The organism is Mycobacterium bourgelatii (assembly GCF_010723575.1).
In the GTDB taxonomy this organism is placed as follows: domain Bacteria; phylum Actinomycetota; class Actinomycetes; order Mycobacteriales; family Mycobacteriaceae; genus Mycobacterium; species Mycobacterium bourgelatii.
The window spans coordinates 12,779-32,960 of the sequence record NZ_BLKZ01000002.1 but is presented as its reverse complement, the minus strand read 5'-3'; the positions used below and the strand labels follow the sequence as shown (position 1 = coordinate 32,960).

Here is a 20,182-nt window from a genome sequence, read left to right as displayed (position 1 = left end):
CTGGCATCAGAAGATCACTAGGACAACTAGTGCTTGAAACCTGAGTTGTACCGGTCGGTCAGCGAAGACTGTAGAAGGAGAACTACCGTGCCCACCCCCAATCTTCCCCCCGGGTTCGATTTCACCGATCCCGACATCTACGTGAGTCGGCTGCCGGTCGAAGAGTTCGCGGAACTGCGGGCGAAGGCCCCGGTCTGGTGGACCGAGCAGGCTCCTGGCAATGGCGGCGGCTTCCATGACGGCGGGTACTGGGCGGTCACCAAGCTGAACGACGTCAAGGAGGTGTCGCGTCGCAGCGACATCTTCTCCAGCTACGAAAACGGCGTGATTCCCCGGTTCAGCAACGACATCGCCCGCGAGGACATCGAGGTGCAGCGGTTCGTCATGCTGAACATGGACGCGCCACACCACACCCGGCTGCGCAAGATCATCTCCCGCGGGTTCACTCCGCGTGCCGTCGGGCGGCTCAAGGACGAGCTGAACGCGCGCGCGCAGAAGATCGCCCAGGCGGCGGCCGCCGCGGGTTCCGGTGACTTCGTCGAGCAGGTGGCCTGTGAGCTGCCGCTGCAGGCAATCGCCGATCTGCTTGGAGTGCCCCAGGAGGACCGCGGCAAGATCTTCGACTGGTCCAACGAGATGACCGGTACCGAAGACCCCGAGTTCGCCCACGTCGACCCGAAGATGTCGTCGGCGCAGTTGATCGGCTACGCGATGCAGATGGCCGAGGAGCGGGGCAGGAACCCGGGCGACGACATCGTCACCCAGTTGATCCAAGCCGACATCGACGGCGAGAAGCTCTCCGACGACGAGTTCGGCTTCTTCGTGGTGATGCTCGCGGTGGCCGGCAACGAGACCACCAGGAACTCCATCACGCACGGCATGATCGCGTTCTCGGAGAACCCCGACCAGTGGGAGCTGTACAAGCGGGAGCGCCCAGAGACCGCGGCCGACGAGATCGTCCGATGGGCCACCCCGGTGACCGTCTTCCAGCGCACCGCACTGGAGGACTACGAGCTGAACGGCGCGAAGATCAAGAAGGGCGACCGGGTGCTGATGTTCTACCGGTCGGCCAACTTCGATGAAGAGGTCTTCGAGGACCCGTACAAGTTCAACATCCTGCGTAACCCCAACCCGCACGTCGGCTTTGGTGGGACCGGTGCGCACTACTGCATCGGCGCAAACCTGGCGCGCATGACGATCAACCTGATCTTCAACGCGATTGCGGACAACATGCCCGACCTGAAGCCGATCGGGACGCCCGAACGGTTGCGGTCGGGGTGGCTCAACGGCATCAAGCACTGGCAGGTCGACTACACGGGCAAGTGCCCGGTGGATCGTTGAGTCTTTTGAATACGACGATGGATTTCGATCTCAGCGCAGAACAGCAAGCCGTCGCCGACGTCGTCACGTCCGTCCTTGATCGTGAGATCTCTTGGGAGGCACTCGTTCAGGGTGGCGTGACGGCGCTGGCGGTGCCGGAGCGTCTCGGTGGTGACGGATTGGGCCTCGCGGAGATCGCGACGGCCCTGACCGAGGTGGGACGCCACGGTGCCATTACGCCCGCGTTGGCCACCCTGGGTTTCGGTTTGGTGCCGCTGCTGGACGCGGCCTCCGACAAACAGCAGGACCGTTTCCTGTCCGGCGTTTCCAAGGGCGCGGTGTTGACGGCGGCGCTCAACGAGCCCGGCGCGGCGTTGCCGGACCGGCCGTCGGTGAGTTTTTCCGACGGTCGGTTGGCGGGCACCAAAGTCGGTGTCGCGTATGCGGAGTCGGCGGATTGGATCGTGGTGACCGCCGACAGCGCGGTGGTCGTGGTGTCGCCGAAGGCCGATGGTGTGCGGTTGGTTCGCACACCGACGTCCAATGGGTCCGACGAGTACACCGTGACGTTCGACGACGTCGCGGTCGCCGATTCGGATGTGTTGGCCGGGGTGTCGGCGGCGCGGGTAAATCAGTTGGCACTGGCGGCGATTGGCGCCTACGCCGACGGGTTGGTGGCGGGCGCGCTGCGGTTGACCGCCGATTATGTGGCAAACCGGAAGCAGTTCGGCAAGCCGTTGTCGACGTTCCAGACGGTGGCGGCACAGCTCGCTGAGGTCTACATCGCTTCCCGCACCATAGATTTGGTGTCCAAGGCCGTGGCATGGAAGCTGGCCGAAGGGCTGGATGCCGACGCAGATCTGGATGTCCTCGGATACTGGTTGGCGTCGCAGGCGCCACCGGTCATGCAGATCTGCCACCACCTACACGGCGGCATGGGCATGGACGTCACTTACCCGATGCACCGCTATTACTCCACGATCAAGGACCTGACCAGACTGCTGGGTGGGGCCTCTCATCGACTCGATCTCGTGGGAGCGCAATGTACATAGACCTCACTCCCGAGCAGCGGAAGCTGCAGTTGGAGCTACGGGAATACTTCTCCAACCTGATTTCGTCCGACGAGGCGAAAGCGATGGAGCAGGACCGTCACAACGAGGCCTACCGCGCGGTGATCCGCCGGATGGGTAAGGACGGCAAGCTCGGCGTGGGATGGCCAAAGGAGTTCGGCGGCTTGGGCTATGGGCCGATCGAGCAGTCCATCTTCGTCAACGAAGCGCATCGGGCCGACGTGCCGCTGCCCGCGGTGACGCTGCAGACGGTCGGTCCCACGCTGCAGCAGTTCGGCAGCGAGATGCAGAAAAAGAAGTTCCTGCCGGCAATCCTGGCCGGCGAGGTGCACTTCGCAATCGGCTACACCGAACCGGACGCGGGCACCGACCTGGCGTCGCTACGGACCACGGCGGTGCGCCAGGGCGACGAGTACATCGTCAACGGCCAGAAGATCTTCACCACCGGCGCACACGACGCCGACTACATTTGGCTGGCCTGCCGCACCGACCCGGAAGCCGCTAAGCACAAGGGCATTTCGATCCTGATCGTCGACACCAAGGACCCTGGCTACTCCTGGACGCCGATCATCTTGTCCGACGGCGCGCACCACACCAATGCCACGTACTACAACGACGTGCGGGCGCCGGTCGACATGCTGGTCGGTGAGGAGAACGGTGGATGGCGCTTGATCACCACCCAGCTCAACAACGAGCGGGTCATGCTCGGTCCCGCCGGTCGCACGGCCGGCATCTACGACCGGCTGCACGACTGGGCATCCAAGCCCGGCAGTGACGGCGTCGCCCCGATCGATCATCAGGACGTCAAACGGGCGCTCGGCGAGATCTATTCGCTGTGGCGGATCAACGAGTTGCTCAACTGGCAGGTCGCCGCGGCCGGCGAGGACATCAACGTGGCCGATGCCGCGTCGACGAAAGTGTTTGGCACCGAACGTATTCAGCACATTGGTCGGCTCGCGGAGGAGATCGTCGGTAGGTACGGGAACCCGGCCGATCCGGAGACCGCCGAGTTGTTGAGTTGGTTGGACGTACAGACCAAGCGCAACCTGGTGATCACCTTCGGTGGCGGCGTGAACGAAGTTATGCGAGAGATGATTGCCGCCGCCGGCCTCAAGGTGCCGAGGGTGCCACGATGACCGAATTCCAGGACGCTATCGCGGAGATTTGCTCGGCTGGCGCCGTCAAGCCGCGCGTCGGCCGTGATCCGGTGAACCAACCGATGATCAACAACTGGGTCGAAGCCATTGGTGACCGCAACCCGATTTACGTCGATGAGGCGGCGGCCCGCGCCCAGGGGCACCCGGGAATCGTCGCGCCGCCGGCGATGATTCAGGTGTGGACGATGTTCGGTCTGAACGGACAACGGCCGGACGACGACCCCATGGGTCCGCTCATGAAGCTGTTTGACGACAACGGGTATGTGGGTGTGGTCGCAACAAACTGCGAGCAGACCTATCACCGCTACCTGCGGCCCGGTGAGGAAGTGAGCGTCACCTCCGAGATGGGTGATGTCGTCGGACCCAAGCAGACCGCGCTCGGCGAGGGCTTCTTCATCAACCAGCACATCATCTGGCGGGTGGGCGATGAGGATGTCGCCGAGATGAATTGGCGCATCCTAAAATTCAAGCCTGCTGAGTCGGCTTCGGCTGCTTCGACTTCGACCGTGCCGGATGACCTGGACGCCGACGCCATGATGCGTCCCTCGTCGTCGAAGGACACCGCCTTCTTCTGGGAAGGGGTGAAGGCGCACGAGCTGCGGATCCAGAAGCTGGCCGATGGGAGCCTGCGCCACCCGCCGGTGCCGGCGGTGTGGCAGGACCCCGCGGCGCCGATTGACTACGTGGTATCCAGTGGTCGAGGCACGGTGTTCAGCTTCGTCGTGCACCACGCGCCGAAAGTGCCCGGCCGCACTTTGCCGTTCGTCATCGCGCTGGTCGAGCTCGAGGAAGGCGTGCGCATGCTGGGCGAGTTGCGCGGCGTCGATCCTGCCGCGGTGGAGATCGGAATGCCGGTCCGTGCAACGTATATCGACTTCCCGGCCGGCGACAGCGGGCCGGAGTGGACTCTCTATGCGTGGGAGCCTGAGGCATGAGCGCACCTGTTGTAGAAGTGGGTACGAAGCTGCCCGAGCTGAAGCTGGAAGGGACCCCGACCTTCATCGTCTCGACGGCCTTGGCTACCAGGGACTTTCAGGATGTGCACCACGACCGCGATCTGGCGCAGGCCAAGGGGTCGAAGGACATCTTCGTCAACATTCTCACCGACACCGGACTGGTGCAACGCTACATCACTGACTGGGCCGGGCCGTCGGCGCTGATCAAGTCGATCGGGTTGCGGCTCGGTGTGCCTTGGTACGCCTATGACACGGTGACGTTCTCCGGCGAAGTGACGGCCGTGGAGGACGGATTGATCACGGTGAAGGTGGTGGGCGCCAACAGCCTTGGTAACCATGTCATTGCGACCGCCACGTTGACGATTGGGGATGCGTAGTGTCGTCGGGTTTGTCGGGTCGAGCGGCCATCGTCGGCATTGGCGCCACTGACTTTTCGAAGAACTCGGGTCGCTCCGAATTGCGGCTGGCGGCCGAGGCTGTGTTGGATGCGTTGGACGACGCCGGTTTGACGCCCGCGGACGTCGACGGGTTGACCACCTTCACGATGGACACCAACACCGAGATCGCTGTCGCGCGTGCCACGGGAATCGGTGAGCTGAAGTTCTTTTCGAAGATCCACTACGGCGGCGGCGCGGCGTGTGCCACCGTGCAGCATGCGGCAATGGCTGTGGCCACCGGTGTGGCCGATGTCGTGGTGGCGTACCGGGCCTTCAACGAGCGTTCCGGCATGCGGTTCGGCCAGGTGCAGACGCGGCTGACGGAGAACGCCGATTCGACCGGTGTCGACAACTCTTTCTCGTATCCGCATGGGCTTTCGACGCCGGCCGCGCAGGTCGCGATGATCGCTCGTCGGTATATGCACCTTTCGGGCGCTACCAGCCGGGACTTCGGCGCGGTGTCGGTGGCCGATCGTAAGCACGCCGCCAAAAACCCGAAGGCTTACTTCTACGAGAAGCCGATAACCATTGAGGACCACCAGAATTCGCGCTGGATCGCCGAGCCGCTGCGGTTACTGGACTGCTGCCAGGAGACGGACGGCGCCGTGGCGATCGTGGTGACGTCGGTGGAGCGGGCGCGCGATCTCAAGCATCGGCCCGCGGTGATCGAGGGCGCGTCGCAGGGTTCGAGCCCCGACCAGTACACGATGGTCAGCTACTACCGACCGGAGTTGGACGGCTTGCCGGAAATGGGGTTGGTGGGCAAGCAACTGTGGGCGCAGTCCGGGCTTACTCCGGCCGATATTCAGACCGCGGTTCTGTATGACCACTTCACGCCGTTCACGCTGATTCAGTTGGAGGAGTTGGGCTTCTGCGGTCGCGGAGAAGCGAAGGACTTCATCGCCGACGGTGCGATCGAGATCGGCGGGCGGCTGCCGATCAATACCCACGGTGGACAGCTCGGTGAGGCTTACATTCACGGGATGAACGGGATTGCCGAGGGCGTAAGGCAATTGCGGGGGACTTCGGTGAATCAGGTGCCCGACGTCGAGCATGTGTTGGTGACGGCGGGGACTGGGGTGCCGACGTCGGGGTTGATTCTGGGGTAGGGCTTCGCGGCTGCTAGGCGTTGGCGTCGAGCGCCACGCTGGCGTGGCTGTGGGCGCCGAACGTCACGCTGGCGCAACGGCTGTGGACAACTGCCTTACGGTGACGTGACGGCCACCGGGTTCCGTGTGACGCTGACGGCGTGGGGCAGCCATTCATCGGCAGTGAGGCCGTCGCCAGTGGGGATCTGGCCAAAAGCGCACTTCGCACGCAGTACAGAAAGTTGCTCCGTGACGTGTACGTGGGCCGGAATGTCGAGCTGACACCAGAGGTGCGCGCCAGAGCAGCATGGCTGTGGTCCCGGCGGCGGGGCATCGTTGCGGGTCTGACCGCCAGTGCGGTGCACGGCGCGAAGTGGGTCGAACCCAGCGCGCCGTTGGAAATCCTGCACACGAACCGGAACCCATTGGCAGGAATCAAGGTTCGCAATGATCGTATCGAAGACGACGAGATCATTTGGCTGGACGGCATGCCGGTGACGACTCCGGCCCGAACCGCGCTTGATATGGGTTGCTGGTATCAAACGGACGACGCAGTGGCCAGGATCGATGCCTTGATATCAGCCACCGACTTGAAGCCTGCCGACGTGGAAGCGCTAGCCCAGCGGTATCCCGGGCGACGCGGAACACGGATGGCAGGGATCGCACTCGATCTGGCTGACGGTGGATCGCAGTCACCGAAAGAGACCTGGCTCCGGCTGCTGCTGATTCGCGCTGGCTTCCCACGTCCGAAGACGCAGATTCCCGTTTGTAACGACTTTGGCGAGCCCTTCGCGTATCTCGACATGGGTTGGGAAGACTTAAAAGTCAGCGCCGAGTACGACGGTGAACACCATTGGACTGATAGGCGGCAACAGGCCTGGGACATTCGTCGACAGGAAAAGGTCGAAGGTCGGGGCTGGATAAACATCCGGGTTGTCGCGGGGGAGCGGCCGGCAGACATCATCCAGCGTGTTGCGGCCGCCCGTGCCCGTCGAGGGTCGAGCTAGCGTGACGCTCGACGGAAGTGGTGACGCTCGCCCCACTCCGCGCCCGGCGAGGGTCGCGCTAGCGTGACGTTCGGCGTCGGCGGCCACGCTGGCGTGACGTTCGGCGGAGGTGATTGCGGGCGGCCCGCCCGCGCCCGTCGAGGGTCGCGCTAGCGTGACGTTCGGCGTCGGCGGCCACGCTCGCGTGACGTTCGACGGCAGGCAGCGGGAAGAGGGTTTACGACGAAACCGGCACCAGCTCCACGCCGCTGAGCACCGTGGCGTTGTCGCGCGCAGGCGCGATAACGGTGGCCAGGAAGCGGCCCCCGGACTCGCCAGATTCGTCCTTCCAGATGTTGACCGTAAGTGTCTCACCGGGGAAGGCCACGCCGGCAAAACGTGCACCGTAGGCCGCAACAGCCCCAGCGTCGCCGTCGAGCAGCGTATCTGTGATGGCCTTACACGTCATGCCGTAGGTGCACAGACCATGCAGGATGGGCCTGGGAAAGCCTGCGGCGGCGGCGAATTCGGGGTCAGAGTGCAGCGGATTGCGGTCACCGCAGAGCCGGTAGAGCAACGCCTGCTGCGGCAGGATCGGTATCGCCACCTCGAGGTCGGGTGCCCGGTCTGGCGGTTCGACGGACCCAGACGGCCCGCGCTCACCACCAAAGCCGCCCTCCCCACGCGCGAATATGGAGCGCTTCTGCTTCCACAGCAGCGTGCCGTCGGGTGCGGTCACTGTCGTCTCGCTCCAGATCACCGCGGCCTTGCCCTTGTCCCAGATGTCAGTGAACCGGGTAACAGAGCTCGCCGAACCCGAAGGAGGTAGCGGCGCAGGCACTTCCACACGCTCGCTGGCGTGCAGCACCTTGCTCAGCTCGATGTCGATGCCGGGAAACTTGACCGTCGGCGGCGTCGTCTGATGGAAGGTGGCGGCGACATTGCCGAACGTCGGCAGTACCTGTGGCTTGTCGTCGATCAGGTAGCGCAGCTCGCGGGGATCCATCGGATCCGCCCCAGCGCCCAGACCCAGGTGATAAAGCTGCACATCGGTGCTGGACCAAGAGAATTCGATCGGCTCCAGCTCAGCGTTCAGCGCGACGTCTACGTCGATTGGCATGTCAGCGAGCACCCTCCTGTTCGGCCAAATGCAGTGCGGCCAGATATCCGAATGTCATCGCCGGCCCGATGGTGCCGCCTGGGCCGGGATAGGTGTGTCCCATCACCGGTGCGCTGACATTGCCTGCGGCGTAGAGGCCTTCGATGACGCTGCCGTCGTCGCGTAGGGCACGCCCGTGCACGTCGGTGCGGATGCCACCCTTGGTCCCCAAGTCGCCCGGCACCAACTTGGCTGCGTAGTACGGGGCGTGCTTGATTTCACCAAGGTTGGGGTTGGGCTTGTTGGTGGGATCGCCGTAGTACTTGTCGTAGGCACTTTCGCCGCGGTGGTAGTCCTCGTCGACACCCGATCGTGCGAATCCGTTGAAACGCTCGACGGTCGCGGCAAATTCGGTGGCCGGCAGTCCGGCCTTCGCCGCCAGCTCCTCGAGCGTGTCGGCCTGAACGATGACCCCGGATTCCAGCCACTTACGCGGAATACGTTGCCCGGGCTGCAATCCCGCGAAAATGTAGCGCTCACGGTACTGCTGGTCGAAAACCAGCCAGGCCGGAATGTTCTCGCCGGGCCCAGGTCCTTGACCGTATTGCCCGCCGTACATGTGGTGGCACGCCTCGACATACGGCATCGATTCGTTCATGAACCGCTTACCGGACATGTTGACGATGATCGATCCGGGCGAATTGCGCTCGGACAGCGCGAACCACGGCGCGTTCACCAGCGGCACCGTCGGGCCCCACCAGGCGTCTTCCATCAGATCCAATGCGGCGCCCAGCTTTTCGCCGGCGATGATGCCGTCACCGGTATTGGCCTTGGCGCCGACCGTCCATTCGGTGGTGATGGGCGCACGTTGGTACTTGATTCGCATCTGCTCGTTGTGTTCGAAGCCGCCGGAGGCGAGGATGACGCCGCGCCGGGCGCGGATCAACCGCGGCTCGACGGACTCCGCTGCTTGGGTATCGCGCACGTAGATCCCGCGCACCACACCGTCTTCGACGTACAGATCGGTGAGCGCGGTGTTGAGCAGCACCGGAACACCCGCTCGCTGCAACCCGATTCGCAGCGGACCGATGAGCGCACGGCCCATTCCGACCAGGTTCTTGCCGGTCGATTTCGCCCACATGGTGCGAACGCCGACTTTCAGGCTGCGCAGCACACCGCGCGGGTGCCGCTTGAGCTGATTCAGCCGCACGTAATCCTGTTGCATCACGACCACATTGAGCGGCACCTTGCCGTACGGCGGCTCCAGACCGGCCTCGTCGGGGCCGAGTTTGCGCGCGTTGAACGGCTTGGGCTCGATGGAGCGGCCTTCGGCGAGGCCGCCCGGGGCCTCAGGGTAGTAGTCGGAATAGCGCGGTACCCAACACATCTTCAGCGGCGTGTGCTTGAGCACGAACGAAAGCATCTCGGGGCCACGTTCGAGGTAGGTGTCGATACGTTCCGGTTCGACGATGTCGCCGATGATGCCGTGCAGGTAGGTACGGGCCGCCTCGGGAGTGTCGTGCACGCCGGCGCGCTTGAGGATTTCGTTGTTGGGGATCCAGACCCCACCGCCCGAACGCGCAGTTGAACCGCCGTAGTGCGGAGCCTTCTCGACGACTACTGTCGAAAGACCTCGGTGCGCGGCGGTAAGGGCGGCTACCATGCCGGCGCCGCCGCTTCCGACCACGACGACGTCGTAGTCCTGTGCTGTCATGTAGAACACGTTATAGAATTGCCCGGGCCAGGCGCTACTTACCCGGTCAAAACGACGAAGGGACTTCGGTAAATGCTCACTGCTGAGACGCGTGAACGCTTGGCCGCCGACCTGGCCCAAGCCGAGCGAAGCCGTGAGCCCATCGACCAGTTGACGGCCGCGAACCCGGACATCGACGTCGTCGACGCCTACGAAATCCAGCTGATCAACATCCGGCGGCGGGTGGCCGAGGGCGCACGCGTGGTGGGGCACAAGGTGGGGCTTTCGTCGCCGGTCATGCAGCAGATGATGGGCGTCAACGAGCCGGACTACGGCCACCTGCTCGACGACATGCAGGTGTTCGAAGACACCCCGGTCAAGAGCGGCAAATACCTCTACCCCCGCGTCGAGGTCGAGGTGGGCTTCATCCTGTCCGCCGACCTGCCGGGCGCCGGATGCACCGAAGAGGACGTCCTGGCCGCCACCGAAGCCCTGGTCCCGTCCATCGAGCTCATCGACACCAGGATCAAAGACTGGCAAATCAAAATCTGCGACACCATCGCCGACAACGCGTCGGCGGGAGGTTTCGTGCTGGGCCAGGCACGGGTGAAGCCGGGCGACGTCGACATCCAGGGGATCGATGCGGTGCTGACGCGCAATGGCGAGGAGATCGCCCAGGGCCGCAGTGACGCCGTGCTGGGCAATCCGGCGACCGCCGTGGCCTGGTTGGCTCGGAAAGTGGAGAGTTTCGGGGTCCGGCTCAAGGCCGGCGACGTGGTGTTGCCAGGGTCATGCACCTTCGCTGTGGATGCGAACCCCGGCGACGAGTTCGTCGCCGATTTCACTGGGCTAGGTGCCGTCCGTCTGACGTTCGAATAGCCTTCAAATAAGGGAGTGATGAACATGCCGTCGAAGGCGAGTGTGGCCATCGTCGGGTCGGGAAACATCAGTACCGACCTGCTGTACAAGCTGTTGCGGTCCGACTGGCTGGAACCGCGTTGGATGGTGGGCATCGACCCGAACAGCGAAGGCTTGGCGCGGGCGCGCAAGCTGGGCCTGGAAACCAGCCACAAAGGCGTCGACTGGCTGCTGGAGCAGCCGGAGAAGCCCGACTTGGTGTTCGAGGCGACCAGCGCCTACGTCCACAAAGAAGCGGCGCCGAAGTACGAAGCCGCCGGGATCCGCGCCATCGACCTGACGCCCGCCGCCGTCGGTCCTGCCGTCATTCCGCCGGCAAACCTGCGCGAGCACCTCGACGCCCCGAACGTCAACATGATCACCTGCGGAGGACAGGCGACCATCCCCATCGTGTACGCGGTGTCCCGGGTGGTGAGCGTTCCCTACGCGGAGATCGTGGCGTCGGTGGCATCGGTATCGGCGGGGCCGGGAACCAGGGCCAATATCGACGAGTTCACCAAGACCACCTCGCGCGGTGTCGAGACCATCGGTGGGGCGGAGCGCGGCAAGGCGATCATCATCCTGAACCCGGCTGACCCCCCGATGATCATGCGCGACACGATCTTCTGCGCGATTCCGGAGGACGCCGATCGGGACGCGATCGCGAAGTCCATTCACGACGTCGTGGCCGAGGTGCAGACCTACGTGCCCGGCTATCGGTTGCTCAACGAGCCGCAGTTCGACGAGCCGTCGTTGAACTCCGGCGGACGGGCTGTGGTCACCACGTTCGTCGAGGTCGAAGGCGCCGGCGATTACCTGCCGCCGTACGCGGGCAACCTCGACATCATGACGGCCGCGGCGACCAAGGTCGGCGAAGAGATCGCCAAAGAAACTTTGTCAGTGGCGGGAGGCGCACGATGACTGGCCACATTTTGAAGGAGCGTGGGACGTTCGGATCACCGACACGTCGCTGCGCGACGGCTCACACCACAAGCGGCACCAATTCACCAAGGACGAAGTTCGCGCGATCGTGAGCGCCCTGGACGCCGCCGGCGTTCCGGTCATCGAGGTGACCCACGGTGACGGACTGGGCGGCTCGTCGTTCAACTACGGCTTTTCCAAGACACCCGAGCAGGAACTGATCAAACTCGCCGCAGAGACGGCGAAAGACGCCAAGATCGCGTTCCTGATGTTGCCGGGTGTGGGAACCAAGGAAGACATCAAAGAGGCGCAAGACAACGGTGGGTCGATCTGCCGGATCGCGACCCACTGCACCGAGGCCGACGTCTCGATTCAGCACTTTGGGCTGGCTCGCGACCTGGGGCTGGAAACCGTCGGGTTCTTGATGATGGCCCACACGATCCCGCCGGAGAAGCTGGCCGCGCAAGCCCGCATCATGGCCGACGCCGGATGCCAGTGCGTCTACGTCGTCGACTCCGCCGGCGCCCTGGTGCTCGACGGCGTGGCCGATCGGGTGTCGGCGTTGGTTGCGGAGTTGGGTTCCGACGCTCAGGTCGGTTTCCACGGGCACGAAAACCTGGGCCTGGGCGTGGCCAACTCGGTGGAAGCGGTACGCGCCGGAGCCAAGCAGATCGACGGCAGCGTGCGCCGGTTCGGCGCGGGCGCTGGCAACGCGCCGGTCGAGGCCCTGATCGGGGTGTTCGACAAGATCGGGGTGAAGACCGGTATCGACTTCTTCGACATTGCCGACGCCGCCGAGGACGTGGTGCGGCCGGCGATGCCCGCCGAATGCCTGCTCGACCGCAACGCGCTGATCATGGGGTACTCCGGGGTCTACTCCAGCTTCCTCAAGCACGCCGTTCGCCAGTCCGAGCGTTATGGTGTGCCGGCACACCAATTGCTGCACCGCGCCGGCCAGCGCAAGCTCATCGGCGGGCAGGAAGACCAGCTGATCGACATCGCCTTGGAAATCAAACGCGAGCAAGAGAGCGAAGCCGCGGCTACCCGCTAATTTTCTGCGGATTTCGTCAAACGCCAGTGAGATCGCTGCTGGTGTTCTAGCGTGACACGTGGGGATCGGGCTCTGAGGGGGACACAATCCGACGGCGTATTCGGTTACGCCGTCGGACGTTTGAGTCCTCGTCAAAGTTTCGGTGCGGGGGTCAGCCCCAAATAGCAAGTCGTGGGGGGCACGTCGGGGTCGGCGGGTCAGGCGTGGGAAGGTGCGGCGGCGGCGGCGTGGGGGGCCGCCGCCGCATCTTTTTGCGTCTGAGCGAATGCCCGGTTTCGGGCGCTAACAGCCAGCTAATGCCACTGCCGCGTCTCCCTTCTCCCGCGTAGCCTCGATATGGCGGGCTGGTGTGGGCCAACCGTAGAGAAGGAGCAATCCGATGACCGTCATGAAAGGCGTGCTAGCTGGTGGGCTGTTGAGCGTCGTCGCCTCGGCATTGATTGCGGTACCGGTCGCCAACGCGTGCGAGACAACCGTGGGTCAAACGGCGTCCGAACAGATCCAGAACTACCTGGACCGGCATCCCGACGTGAAGGCCACGCTTCAGGACCAGGCTGGGTCGGGCACCGATTTGATCGATTACCTCAACCGGCACCCGCACCAGCGACAGCTTCTGATCACGCTGGCCAACGAGTGCACCTCCTAGTCAGACTGGTGAGGATGCTTCGTCCTTAGCCGGTGCTGGCGACACGCGAGAATGTTCGCGGTTGACTCAAAATAGGAACACGTTCTAGCGTCGAGTGCGTGTTGCGTCCTGCAAGCTGGACTGAACTAGCGGGTGAGAGTCCCGTCCCGGTAGGTACCGGAGCGCCGGGTAGCAGGCCCCGGTTCGTCGTTGAGAAGCGGCGGGCTAAGCGGGGTGTCAAAAGCCTCTTTGGGGGGAGCAAGTGTGCGGGCCGTAGTGCCATTAGGCGCGAGTCCTGCAGCCTCGTCAAGATGTACAACGTAGGAGCCGAGCCGCTCATGTCACGGCGAAGGCCATGTCCGTCGAGCCCTGGTCCGGGGTCAGCTTGGCGGGTCCTTCCGGGGTACGGGGAGCGGCACGTGCACATAGTTCAGTCGGGAACAGGAGAGGCCCGTCTGCCCAGCCTGCGTCGGGCAAAGACCAAAGGTATAAGCCGATGGTGAAATCCTTTGGAGGGCAGCGGGAGTCCGAGGGGGTCGTAGTACCGCTGATCGGCGTGAGAGACACGCCGGGAGGGAAGGGCCCCTGCTTTGATCACGCGCGCGAAGCGGGTAAGCATCAGGGCATGACCGAGGTGACTCGGTCCAACTACCCCGGCAGGCCTTCGCTTGCCGTAGCCGACGACGAACCGTTGGTGGTGTCGCCGGTGAAAGTGCAACAACTGCAACGGGTGCTATGGGCTGCGGCCAAGCAGTCTGAGGGTCGGCGTTTCCACGCCCTGTATGACCGTATCTACAGGGGTGACGTCCTGTGGGAGGCGTGGGAGCGGGTGCGTAAGAACAAGGGGGCGCCGGGGTGGATCGGATCACCGTGGCCGCGGTGGAGGACTACGGCGTGGACCGCATGTTGCGCGAGTTGCGTCGTGACCTTCGCGAGGGTGTGTATCTTCCCGCGCCAGCCAGGCGTGTGGAGATTCCGAAACCACGAGGTGGTAAGCGGCCGTTGGGGATTCCTACGGTGCGAGACCGGGTGGCTCAGGCGGCGGCCAAGATCGTGTTGGAACCGATTTTCGAGGCGGACTTTTTTGCCGTGCTCGTATGGGTTTCGGCCGAGGCGGTCGGCGGTGATGGCTAAGGAACGCTTGCGGACCGGGTTCATCGAGGGCCAGGTGTTTGTGGTCGAGTTCGATATCGCTAATTTCTTCGGCGAGATCGACCACGAGCGTCTACTTGCCGAGGTGGGTAGGCGGGTCTCGGATCGGCGGGTGCTCAAACTGCTGCGTTTGTGGCTGCAAGCAGGGGTGTTGGTCGAGGGGGTGGCCCAGCGGACGGTCGCGGGCACCCCGCAGGGCGGGGTGATCTCGCCGTTGTTGGCCAATATCTATCTGCATGTGCTCGACACTGAACTCGCTGCCCGTGGGGTGGGTGAGTTGGTGCGTTACGCCGATGATGGTGTGGTGTTGTGCCGCACGGCGGCGCAAGCTGAGCACGCTTTGGCGGCGGTGGGAGAAGTCCTGGCGTCGTTGGGGTTGCGGCTGCATCCGGAGAAGACGAAGGTGGTTGACCTGCGGGCAGGACGTGAGGGCCTGGATTTTCTGGGTTGTCATTTCCGGGCGCGTATGTCGGGACGGCTGTGGGAGCAAAAGCGAGTGATCCGCTACTACTTGCACCGTTGGCCCAGCCAAGCGGCGATGGCCCGGTTGCGGGCCAAGGTGCGCGATCGCACCGGTCGTACCCGGGTCGGTCTCGATATCCGTGATGTGATCGCGGAGTTGACGCCGATTCTTCGCGGCTGGGGAAACTACTTTCGTACCGGTAATGCCGCTGAGAAGTTCCGCCAGATCGACCGGTACGTCTGGTGGCGGCTGTTCCGCTTGATGGTCAAGAAGCGGGGCCGCAATCTGCGTGCTGGACAAGCAGATCAGTGGACCGAGAAGTGGTTTAACGGGCACGGCCTGCACCGGCTTGGTGGCACCATCCGCTACCCAAAGGCTGCGTAACCATGTCTAGAAGATCATCGGTAAGCCGTGTGCGGGAAAATCGCACGCACGGATTGAAAGGGGGATGGGGAAACGGATCCACACTGTGGACACCGCGCCCCTGACTACCAATGGCCGTCAGTTCTGTCTCAGACCCGTTCACCGCAGCGATCGCCGAAGCCGAAAAATTGGTGGCGGAGGCACCCTTCATCGAAACCGAGGCCGACCTGCTCGAGGGTCTGCAATACCTGGCCGGCTGCATCGCGGCCTGTACCCACCTGGCCTTCGACTACGACCGTGACCACCCGTTCCTCCAATCGGGTACCGGGCCGTTCACCAAGATGGGTTTGGACAACCCCGACACCCTGTACTTCGGCACCCGGGTGCACGCCGACCACGACTACGTGGTCACCGGCCGCCGCGGCACAACCACCGACCTGAGCTTCCAGCTGCTCGGCGGTGAGTACACCGACGACAATGTGCCCGTCAGTCAAGCCGCGTTCGACGACCGGGAACTCGAGATCGCGCCCGACGGCACCTTTGAATGGCGGGTCCGGCCGAACAGCAACGGGCAATTGGTCATTCGCGAGGTGTACGGCGACTGGTCGGCGCAACGCGGCACGCTGGCCATCGCCAGGCTGGACACCGCGGGCACCGCGCCACCGCCGCTGACTCGGCAGACCATCGAAAAGCGTTACGCCACAGCGGGAAAGCAGCTGGTCCAGCGGGTCAAGACGTGGCTGCAGTTCCCGCAGTGGTTCTATCTCGACATCCCGGTCAACACCATGGTCCCGCCGCGGCTGACGCCGGGCGGCCTCGCCACCCAGTATTCGTCGGTGGGGCATTTCGATTTGCAGCCGGACCAGGCGCTGGTGATTACCATCCCGGTGAGCGACGCACCGTACCTGGGCTTTCAGCTGGGCAGCCTGTGGTACATCTCGCTGGACTACATTAACCACCAGACATCGCTGAACAACACTCAGGCGCAAGCGGATCCGGACGGCAAGGTGCGCATTGTGGTCAGCGATCAGAATCCCGGCGTCACCAACTGGGTGGAGACGCTGGGCCATCGGCGCGGCTTCCTGCAATTCCGCTGGCAACGTGTATCCCGGCAACTCACCGACACCGACGGACCCACCGTCGAATTGGTCGATGTCGGCGCCGTACCTGCGGCGCTGCCCTTCTACGAGCACAACAAGATTTCCGAGGACGGTTGGCGTGCGCGAATCGCACTGCGTCAGCAACAAATTCAGGCAAGGATGCTGGGATGACCAATCTGCTTGACGGCAAGGTAGTCGTGATCAGTGGTGTGGGTCCCGGTCTGGGCACCACCCTGGCACGCCGATGTGCGAACGAAGGCGCGGACCTGGTGCTTGCCGCCCGCAGCGCAGACCGGCTGGATGACGTTGCCAAACAGATCGTCGACCTGGGCCGCAAGGCGGTGGCGGTGCCCACCGACATCACCGACGACGACCAGGTGAGCAACCTCGTCGACGCCACCCTGGAGGCCTTCGGCAAGGTGGATGTGCTGGTGAACAACGCCTTTCGGGTGCCGTCGATGAAACCGTTGGCCGGAACCAGTTTTCAACATATCCGTGACGCGATCGAACTCAGTGCGCTGGGCGCTCTGAGGCTCATTCAGGGCTTCACGCCGGCGCTGGCCGAGTCGAAGGGCTCGGTGGTCAACGTCAATTCCATGGTTATCCGACACTCACAGCCGAAGTACGGGGCGTACAAGATGGCCAAGTCCGCCTTGCTGTCCATGTCCCAGTCGCTGGCCAGTGAGCTCGGCGACCGCGGCATTCGTGTCAATTCCGTTGCACCCGGCTATATCTGGGGCGACACACTGCAGAGCTACTTCAATCACCAGGCGGGCAAGTACGGCACCACCGCCGAGCAGATCTATCAGGCGACGGCGGCCAACTCCGACCTCAAGCGACTGCCCACCGAGGACGAGGTGGCGTCGGCAATCTTGTTCATGGCAAGCGATTTGTCCAGCGGCATCACAGGCCAGACGTTGGACGTCAACTGCGGGGAGTACCACAACTGATGGCAGATTTAGCTGGCCGGACCGACATTGGCACCGTCGAGGACTTGCACGCGTCGGCAACCAAACTGACCGGGCTGGACGACTTCGGCTCCGATGACGACAATTACCGCGAAGCGCTGGGGGTGCTGCTCGACTCCTACCGGCGCGAGGCGGGCTTGACGGTGTTGGGCAGCAAGATGAATCGGTTCTTCCTGCGCGGCGCCCTGGTGGCCCGGTTGTTGTCCGAAGCGGCATGGAAGCAGTACCCGCAGTATGCGGACATCGCCATCGAGCGGCCAATTTTCGTTACCGGCTTGCCGCGCACCGGGACCACCGCGTTACACCGGCTGCTGGGTGCTGACCCCGCGCATCAGGGCCTGCACCTGTGGTTGGCCGAGTTTCCGCAACCGCGACCGCCCCGCGACACCTGGGACTCGAATCCCTGGTATAGCCAACTGAACGAGCAATTCAACAAGCACCACGCAGAGAACCCGGACTACACCGGGTTGCACTTCATGGCCGCCTATGAGTTGGAGGAGTGCTGGCAGCTGCTGCGGCAGTCGCTGCATTCGGTGTCCTACGAGACGCTCGCGCACATACCCAGCTATTCCCAGTGGTTGTCGCGCCAGGACTGGACCCCGTCCTATCAGCGGCACCGTCGCAATCTGCAGCTGATCGGGTTGAACGACGCCGACAAGCGTTGGGTGCTCAAGAATCCGAGCCACCTGTTTGCGCTGGACGCATTGATGGCGACCTATCCCGACGCACTCGTGATTCAGACCCACCGGCCGGTGGAGACGATCATGGCGTCGATGTGCTCGCTGGCCCAGCACACCGCGCTGGAATGGTCGACGACGTTCCAGGGCGCCCAAATCGGGGCTGACCAAATGGAAACCTGGTCGCGCGGGCTGGAACGCTTCAACGCCGTGCGGGCCAAGTGCAACCCGGCGCAGTTCTACGACGTCGACTATCAGGACTTGATCGCCGACCCGTTGGGCAGGGTGGCCGAGGTGTATCGCTACTTCGGCCTGACGCTGACCGACGAGGCGCGAAAAGCGATGGAAGACAGCCACGCCGAGAGCCAGACCGGCCCGCGGGCACCCAAACACAAGTACTCGCTGGCCGACTACGGGCTTACCGCCGAAGAGGTGAAGGAGCGATTCGCCGGGCTGTGATCAGTCTGGTTCCGGGTAGTCCAGGTAACCTTCGGCGACGGCGTGTTCGATGCTGTCGGACAGGCGCGGGCAGGCCTTGGTGCGCGCGGGATCCCCGCCCGCGGCACGAATCTCGGCGAAATAGGCGCAGCGGTGCGACGAGTCGGTATTCCACTGCACCGCAGTGTGTCCCGGCCCTAGCCGCCTGACATTGACAGTCACGTGGCAGAACCGGCAGTCCACCGGCTTCAGGCCTGAGGTCAGGTAGCGTTCGCGGTCAGCGCGGCTGGCCTCGGCCACAGCGGCGGCACGTTGCGGATCGTTGCTGAAATCCCTTGACTTCGACCAGGATCGGGAACCGCCGGTGCTCGGGGTCCGGTCGTGATCGTTATCGTGGTGATCACCGTGCAGCGCCAACATCGACCGGGCTAGCCGGTCGACGTCGGGGACAGCCGGCCGATCGTCAGACATGCTGATCGGCGTTACTGCGCGGGCACTTCGTCCGAGACCGACTGTTGCGCATCTCTTGCCTTCAGATTCTCGGCGACCTCTTTGTTCCAGAACTCGTTGGCCCGGGTGGTGTCCACCTCAATCTCAAAGCGCTCCACCATTTCCGGCTGGATGTCGGCCACGTCGACATAGAACTGCTGGTACCAGCGACGCAGCTGATAAACCGCGCCGTCTTCCTCGACCAACAGGGGATTCTCGATTCGCGTCTTGTGCTTCCAGATCTCCACGTCTTGCAGGAAGCCCTTGCTGACCCCGTCGGTGAAGACGCGGGAGAGCTTGTCGGTCATCTCCTCGCTCATGCCTTTCGGCTTTTCGACGATGACACCCCACTGCAACACGAAGGAGTTCTGCGTGACCGGGTAGTGGCAGTTGATCAGGATCGACTCGGCCTTATAGTCGCCGTACTTGTTGTGCAGCCAGTTGATCATGAACGACGGGCCGAAGTAGGACGCCTCGGAGTCCAGGTGCGCCTCACCGTAGGAGGTGCCCAGGTCGTCGACGTCCGGCCGGCCCACGTTGTGCAGGTACTGCGACGCGATGTGACCCTCGAAGACGTTCTTGAAGTACGTCGGCAACCCGAAATGGATGTAGAAGAAGTGCGCCATGTCGGTGACGTTGTCGATGATGTCGCGGCAGTTGGACCCCTCGATGAGGATGCTGTTCCACCGCCAATCGGTCCACTCGTCGGAGTGGGCCTCGGGAATGTCGGGGATCCGGACTGCGGGGTCCGGGGGATTGCCCTCGTGGTCGTGCCAGACGAACAGCAGACCGCCGCGCACGTCGGTCGTCCACGACCGGGTGCGTGCGGTCTTGGGTGTGCGCTTGGCGTAGGGCACCAGCTTGCAGCGCCCGTCGCCGCCCCAGCGCCAGTCGTGGAACGGGCACGCGACCTCGTCGCCCTTGATGGTGCCTTCGGACAGGTCACCGCCCATGTGGCGGCAGTAAGCGTCGAGAACCTTGAGCTCGCCCTGCGAGTCGGCGAACACCACCAACTTGGTGCCGAACGCGTTTATCGCATGGGGCTTGCCGTCGCGGAAGTCCTTCGCGACGCCCAGGCAATGCCAGCCTCGGGCATACCTGGTTGGTAAGGCGCCGGGATCGATTTCCCGGACACCGACGCCCTTCGTGTCGGTACTCACCCTGTCACCTCCAGATCGCGGGCTACTAACTAGAACACGTTACAGTTTTGCGGCCAGGGAGCGCAACGACGG

Annotated in this window: 19 protein-coding genes and 1 pseudogene; 16 read left to right on the top strand and 4 right to left on the bottom strand. The window is 63.8% G+C overall.

Annotated elements, in window-relative coordinates:
* The first annotated feature begins 87 nt into the window (after positions 1-87).
* From G6N68_RS25175 to G6N68_RS25145, 7 genes are all read left to right on the top strand, one after another.
* Positions 88-1,341, top strand: coding sequence for a cytochrome P450 (locus G6N68_RS25175; RefSeq protein WP_163718957.1), 1,254 nt, complete (start codon positions 88-90; stop codon positions 1,339-1,341).
* A 17-nt stretch (positions 1,342-1,358) separates the two neighbouring features.
* Positions 1,359-2,372 carry an acyl-CoA dehydrogenase family protein gene (locus tag G6N68_RS25170; protein ID WP_163718956.1) on the top strand — a complete coding sequence of 338 codons (1,014 nt, stop codon included), beginning with the start codon at positions 1,359-1,361 and terminating at the stop codon, positions 2,370-2,372.
* On the top strand, positions 2,363-3,526 hold the full coding sequence (gene fadE29 / locus G6N68_RS25165) for an acyl-CoA dehydrogenase FadE29 (RefSeq protein WP_163718955.1): 1,164 nt from the start codon (positions 2,363-2,365) through the stop codon (positions 3,524-3,526). The genes G6N68_RS25170 and fadE29 overlap by 10 nt, the downstream gene beginning before the upstream one ends.
* The gene (locus G6N68_RS25160; protein ID WP_163718954.1) at positions 3,523-4,482 is read left to right on the top strand and encodes a bifunctional MaoC family dehydratase N-terminal/OB-fold nucleic acid binding domain-containing protein; all 960 of its coding nucleotides are present in this window, start codon (positions 3,523-3,525) and stop codon (positions 4,480-4,482) included. Before fadE29 ends, G6N68_RS25160 begins: the two co-directional genes overlap by 4 nt.
* Positions 4,479-4,880 carry a MaoC family dehydratase gene (locus tag G6N68_RS25155; RefSeq protein ID WP_163718953.1) on the top strand — a complete coding sequence of 134 codons (402 nt, stop codon included), beginning with the start codon at positions 4,479-4,481 and terminating at the stop codon, positions 4,878-4,880. Before G6N68_RS25160 ends, G6N68_RS25155 begins: the two co-directional genes overlap by 4 nt.
* An 11-nt stretch (positions 4,881-4,891) precedes the next feature.
* Positions 4,892-6,049, top strand: a complete 1,158-nt coding sequence (gene ltp2 / locus G6N68_RS25150) for a 17-hydroxy-3-oxo-4-pregnene-20-carboxyl-CoA lyase (protein WP_205351556.1) — start codon at positions 4,892-4,894, stop codon at positions 6,047-6,049.
* A gap of 140 nt (positions 6,050-6,189) precedes the next feature.
* A complete protein-coding gene (locus G6N68_RS25145) occupies positions 6,190-7,035 on the top strand; it encodes a type IV toxin-antitoxin system AbiEi family antitoxin (RefSeq protein WP_163718951.1) in 846 nt (281 codons plus the stop codon).
* A gap of 217 nt (positions 7,036-7,252) precedes the next feature.
* On the opposite strand, the gene chsH3 is transcribed toward G6N68_RS25145, so the two are convergent.
* Positions 7,253-8,134, bottom strand: a complete 882-nt coding sequence (chsH3, locus tag G6N68_RS25140; protein WP_163718950.1) for an enoyl-CoA hydratase ChsH3 — start codon at positions 8,132-8,134, stop codon at positions 7,253-7,255.
* Position 8,135: 1 nt separating this feature from the next.
* Complete coding sequence (gene kstD / locus G6N68_RS25135) at positions 8,136-9,827, bottom strand: 3-oxosteroid 1-dehydrogenase (protein WP_163718949.1); 1,692 nt, start codon at positions 9,825-9,827, stop codon at positions 8,136-8,138.
* A gap of 72 nt (positions 9,828-9,899) precedes the next feature.
* Between kstD and G6N68_RS25130 the strand changes: the two genes are divergently transcribed.
* The 9 genes and pseudogenes from G6N68_RS25130 to G6N68_RS25095 all read left to right on the top strand — a co-directional run bounded on the left by G6N68_RS25130 (position 9,900) and on the right by G6N68_RS25095 (position 18,482).
* Positions 9,900-10,685: a 2-keto-4-pentenoate hydratase gene (locus G6N68_RS25130; protein ID WP_163718948.1), complete on the top strand. Its 786-nt coding sequence runs from the start codon at positions 9,900-9,902 to the stop codon at positions 10,683-10,685.
* A gap of 24 nt (positions 10,686-10,709) precedes the next feature.
* Positions 10,710-11,624 carry an acetaldehyde dehydrogenase (acetylating) gene (locus tag G6N68_RS25125; protein WP_163718947.1) on the top strand — a complete coding sequence of 305 codons (915 nt, stop codon included), beginning with the start codon at positions 10,710-10,712 and terminating at the stop codon, positions 11,622-11,624.
* Between the two features lie 22 nt (positions 11,625-11,646).
* A pseudogene (gene dmpG, locus G6N68_RS25120) lies at positions 11,647-12,675 on the top strand (4-hydroxy-2-oxovalerate aldolase); the annotation flags it as partial.
* Between the two features lie 379 nt (positions 12,676-13,054).
* Positions 13,055-13,321 (top strand): hypothetical protein, encoded by a 267-nt coding sequence (locus G6N68_RS25115; RefSeq protein ID WP_163718946.1) that lies wholly within the window; start codon positions 13,055-13,057, stop codon positions 13,319-13,321.
* Between the two features lie 834 nt (positions 13,322-14,155).
* Positions 14,156-14,434 carry an RNA-dependent RNA polymerase family protein gene (locus G6N68_RS30340; protein ID WP_205351514.1) on the top strand — a complete coding sequence of 93 codons (279 nt, stop codon included), beginning with the start codon at positions 14,156-14,158 and terminating at the stop codon, positions 14,432-14,434.
* Positions 14,427-15,299 carry a reverse transcriptase domain-containing protein gene (locus G6N68_RS30335; RefSeq protein ID WP_205351513.1) on the top strand — a complete coding sequence of 291 codons (873 nt, stop codon included), beginning with the start codon at positions 14,427-14,429 and terminating at the stop codon, positions 15,297-15,299. Before G6N68_RS30340 ends, G6N68_RS30335 begins: the two co-directional genes overlap by 8 nt.
* A 110-nt stretch (positions 15,300-15,409) precedes the next feature.
* Positions 15,410-16,549, top strand: coding sequence for a hypothetical protein (locus G6N68_RS25105; RefSeq protein WP_163718945.1), 1,140 nt, complete (start codon positions 15,410-15,412; stop codon positions 16,547-16,549).
* On the top strand, positions 16,546-17,328 hold the full coding sequence (locus G6N68_RS25100) for an SDR family oxidoreductase (protein ID WP_163718944.1): 783 nt from the start codon (positions 16,546-16,548) through the stop codon (positions 17,326-17,328). The genes G6N68_RS25105 and G6N68_RS25100 overlap by 4 nt, the downstream gene beginning before the upstream one ends.
* Positions 17,328-18,482: a sulfotransferase family protein gene (locus tag G6N68_RS25095; protein ID WP_163718943.1), complete on the top strand. Its 1,155-nt coding sequence runs from the start codon at positions 17,328-17,330 to the stop codon at positions 18,480-18,482. Before G6N68_RS25100 ends, G6N68_RS25095 begins: the two co-directional genes overlap by 1 nt.
* Here G6N68_RS25095 and G6N68_RS25090 read toward each other — a convergent pair whose 3' ends face one another.
* Positions 18,483-18,932 carry a hypothetical protein gene (locus tag G6N68_RS25090; RefSeq protein ID WP_163718942.1) on the bottom strand — a complete coding sequence of 150 codons (450 nt, stop codon included), beginning with the start codon at positions 18,930-18,932 and terminating at the stop codon, positions 18,483-18,485. It abuts the gene before it with no gap.
* Positions 18,933-18,943: 11 nt separating this feature from the next.
* Positions 18,944-20,110, bottom strand: a complete 1,167-nt coding sequence (locus G6N68_RS25085) for a 3-ketosteroid-9-alpha-monooxygenase, oxygenase component (protein WP_163718941.1) — start codon at positions 20,108-20,110, stop codon at positions 18,944-18,946.
* Between the last annotated feature and the right edge of the window lie 72 nt (positions 20,111-20,182).

What these genes read in the sequence shown, in the direction of transcription:
- G6N68_RS25170 (WP_163718956.1), top strand. Translation starts at nt 1,359, where the DNA reads ATGGATTTCGATCTCAGCGCAGAACAGCAAGCCGTCGCCGACGTCGTC.
- fadE29 (WP_163718955.1), top strand. Translation starts at nt 2,363, where the DNA reads ATGTACATAGACCTCACTCCCGAGCAGCGGAAGCTGCAGTTGGAGCTA.
- G6N68_RS25160 (WP_163718954.1), top strand. Translation starts at nt 3,523, where the DNA reads ATGACCGAATTCCAGGACGCTATCGCGGAGATTTGCTCGGCTGGCGCC.
- G6N68_RS25155 (WP_163718953.1), top strand. Translation starts at nt 4,479, where the DNA reads ATGAGCGCACCTGTTGTAGAAGTGGGTACGAAGCTGCCCGAGCTGAAG.
- chsH3 (WP_163718950.1), bottom strand. Translation starts at nt 8,134, where the DNA reads ATGCCAATCGACGTAGACGTCGCGCTGAACGCTGAGCTGGAGCCGATC.
- kstD (WP_163718949.1), bottom strand. Translation starts at nt 9,827, where the DNA reads ATGACAGCACAGGACTACGACGTCGTCGTGGTCGGAAGCGGCGGCGCC.
- G6N68_RS25130 (WP_163718948.1), top strand. Translation starts at nt 9,900, where the DNA reads ATGCTCACTGCTGAGACGCGTGAACGCTTGGCCGCCGACCTGGCCCAA.
- G6N68_RS25125 (WP_163718947.1), top strand. Translation starts at nt 10,710, where the DNA reads ATGCCGTCGAAGGCGAGTGTGGCCATCGTCGGGTCGGGAAACATCAGT.
- G6N68_RS25115 (WP_163718946.1), top strand. Translation starts at nt 13,055, where the DNA reads ATGACCGTCATGAAAGGCGTGCTAGCTGGTGGGCTGTTGAGCGTCGTC.
- G6N68_RS30335 (WP_205351513.1), top strand. Translation starts at nt 14,427, where the DNA reads ATGGCTAAGGAACGCTTGCGGACCGGGTTCATCGAGGGCCAGGTGTTT.
- G6N68_RS25105 (WP_163718945.1), top strand. Translation starts at nt 15,410, where the DNA reads ATGGCCGTCAGTTCTGTCTCAGACCCGTTCACCGCAGCGATCGCCGAA.
- G6N68_RS25100 (WP_163718944.1), top strand. Translation starts at nt 16,546, where the DNA reads ATGACCAATCTGCTTGACGGCAAGGTAGTCGTGATCAGTGGTGTGGGT.
- G6N68_RS25095 (WP_163718943.1), top strand. Translation starts at nt 17,328, where the DNA reads ATGGCAGATTTAGCTGGCCGGACCGACATTGGCACCGTCGAGGACTTG.
- G6N68_RS25090 (WP_163718942.1), bottom strand. Translation starts at nt 18,932, where the DNA reads ATGTCTGACGATCGGCCGGCTGTCCCCGACGTCGACCGGCTAGCCCGG.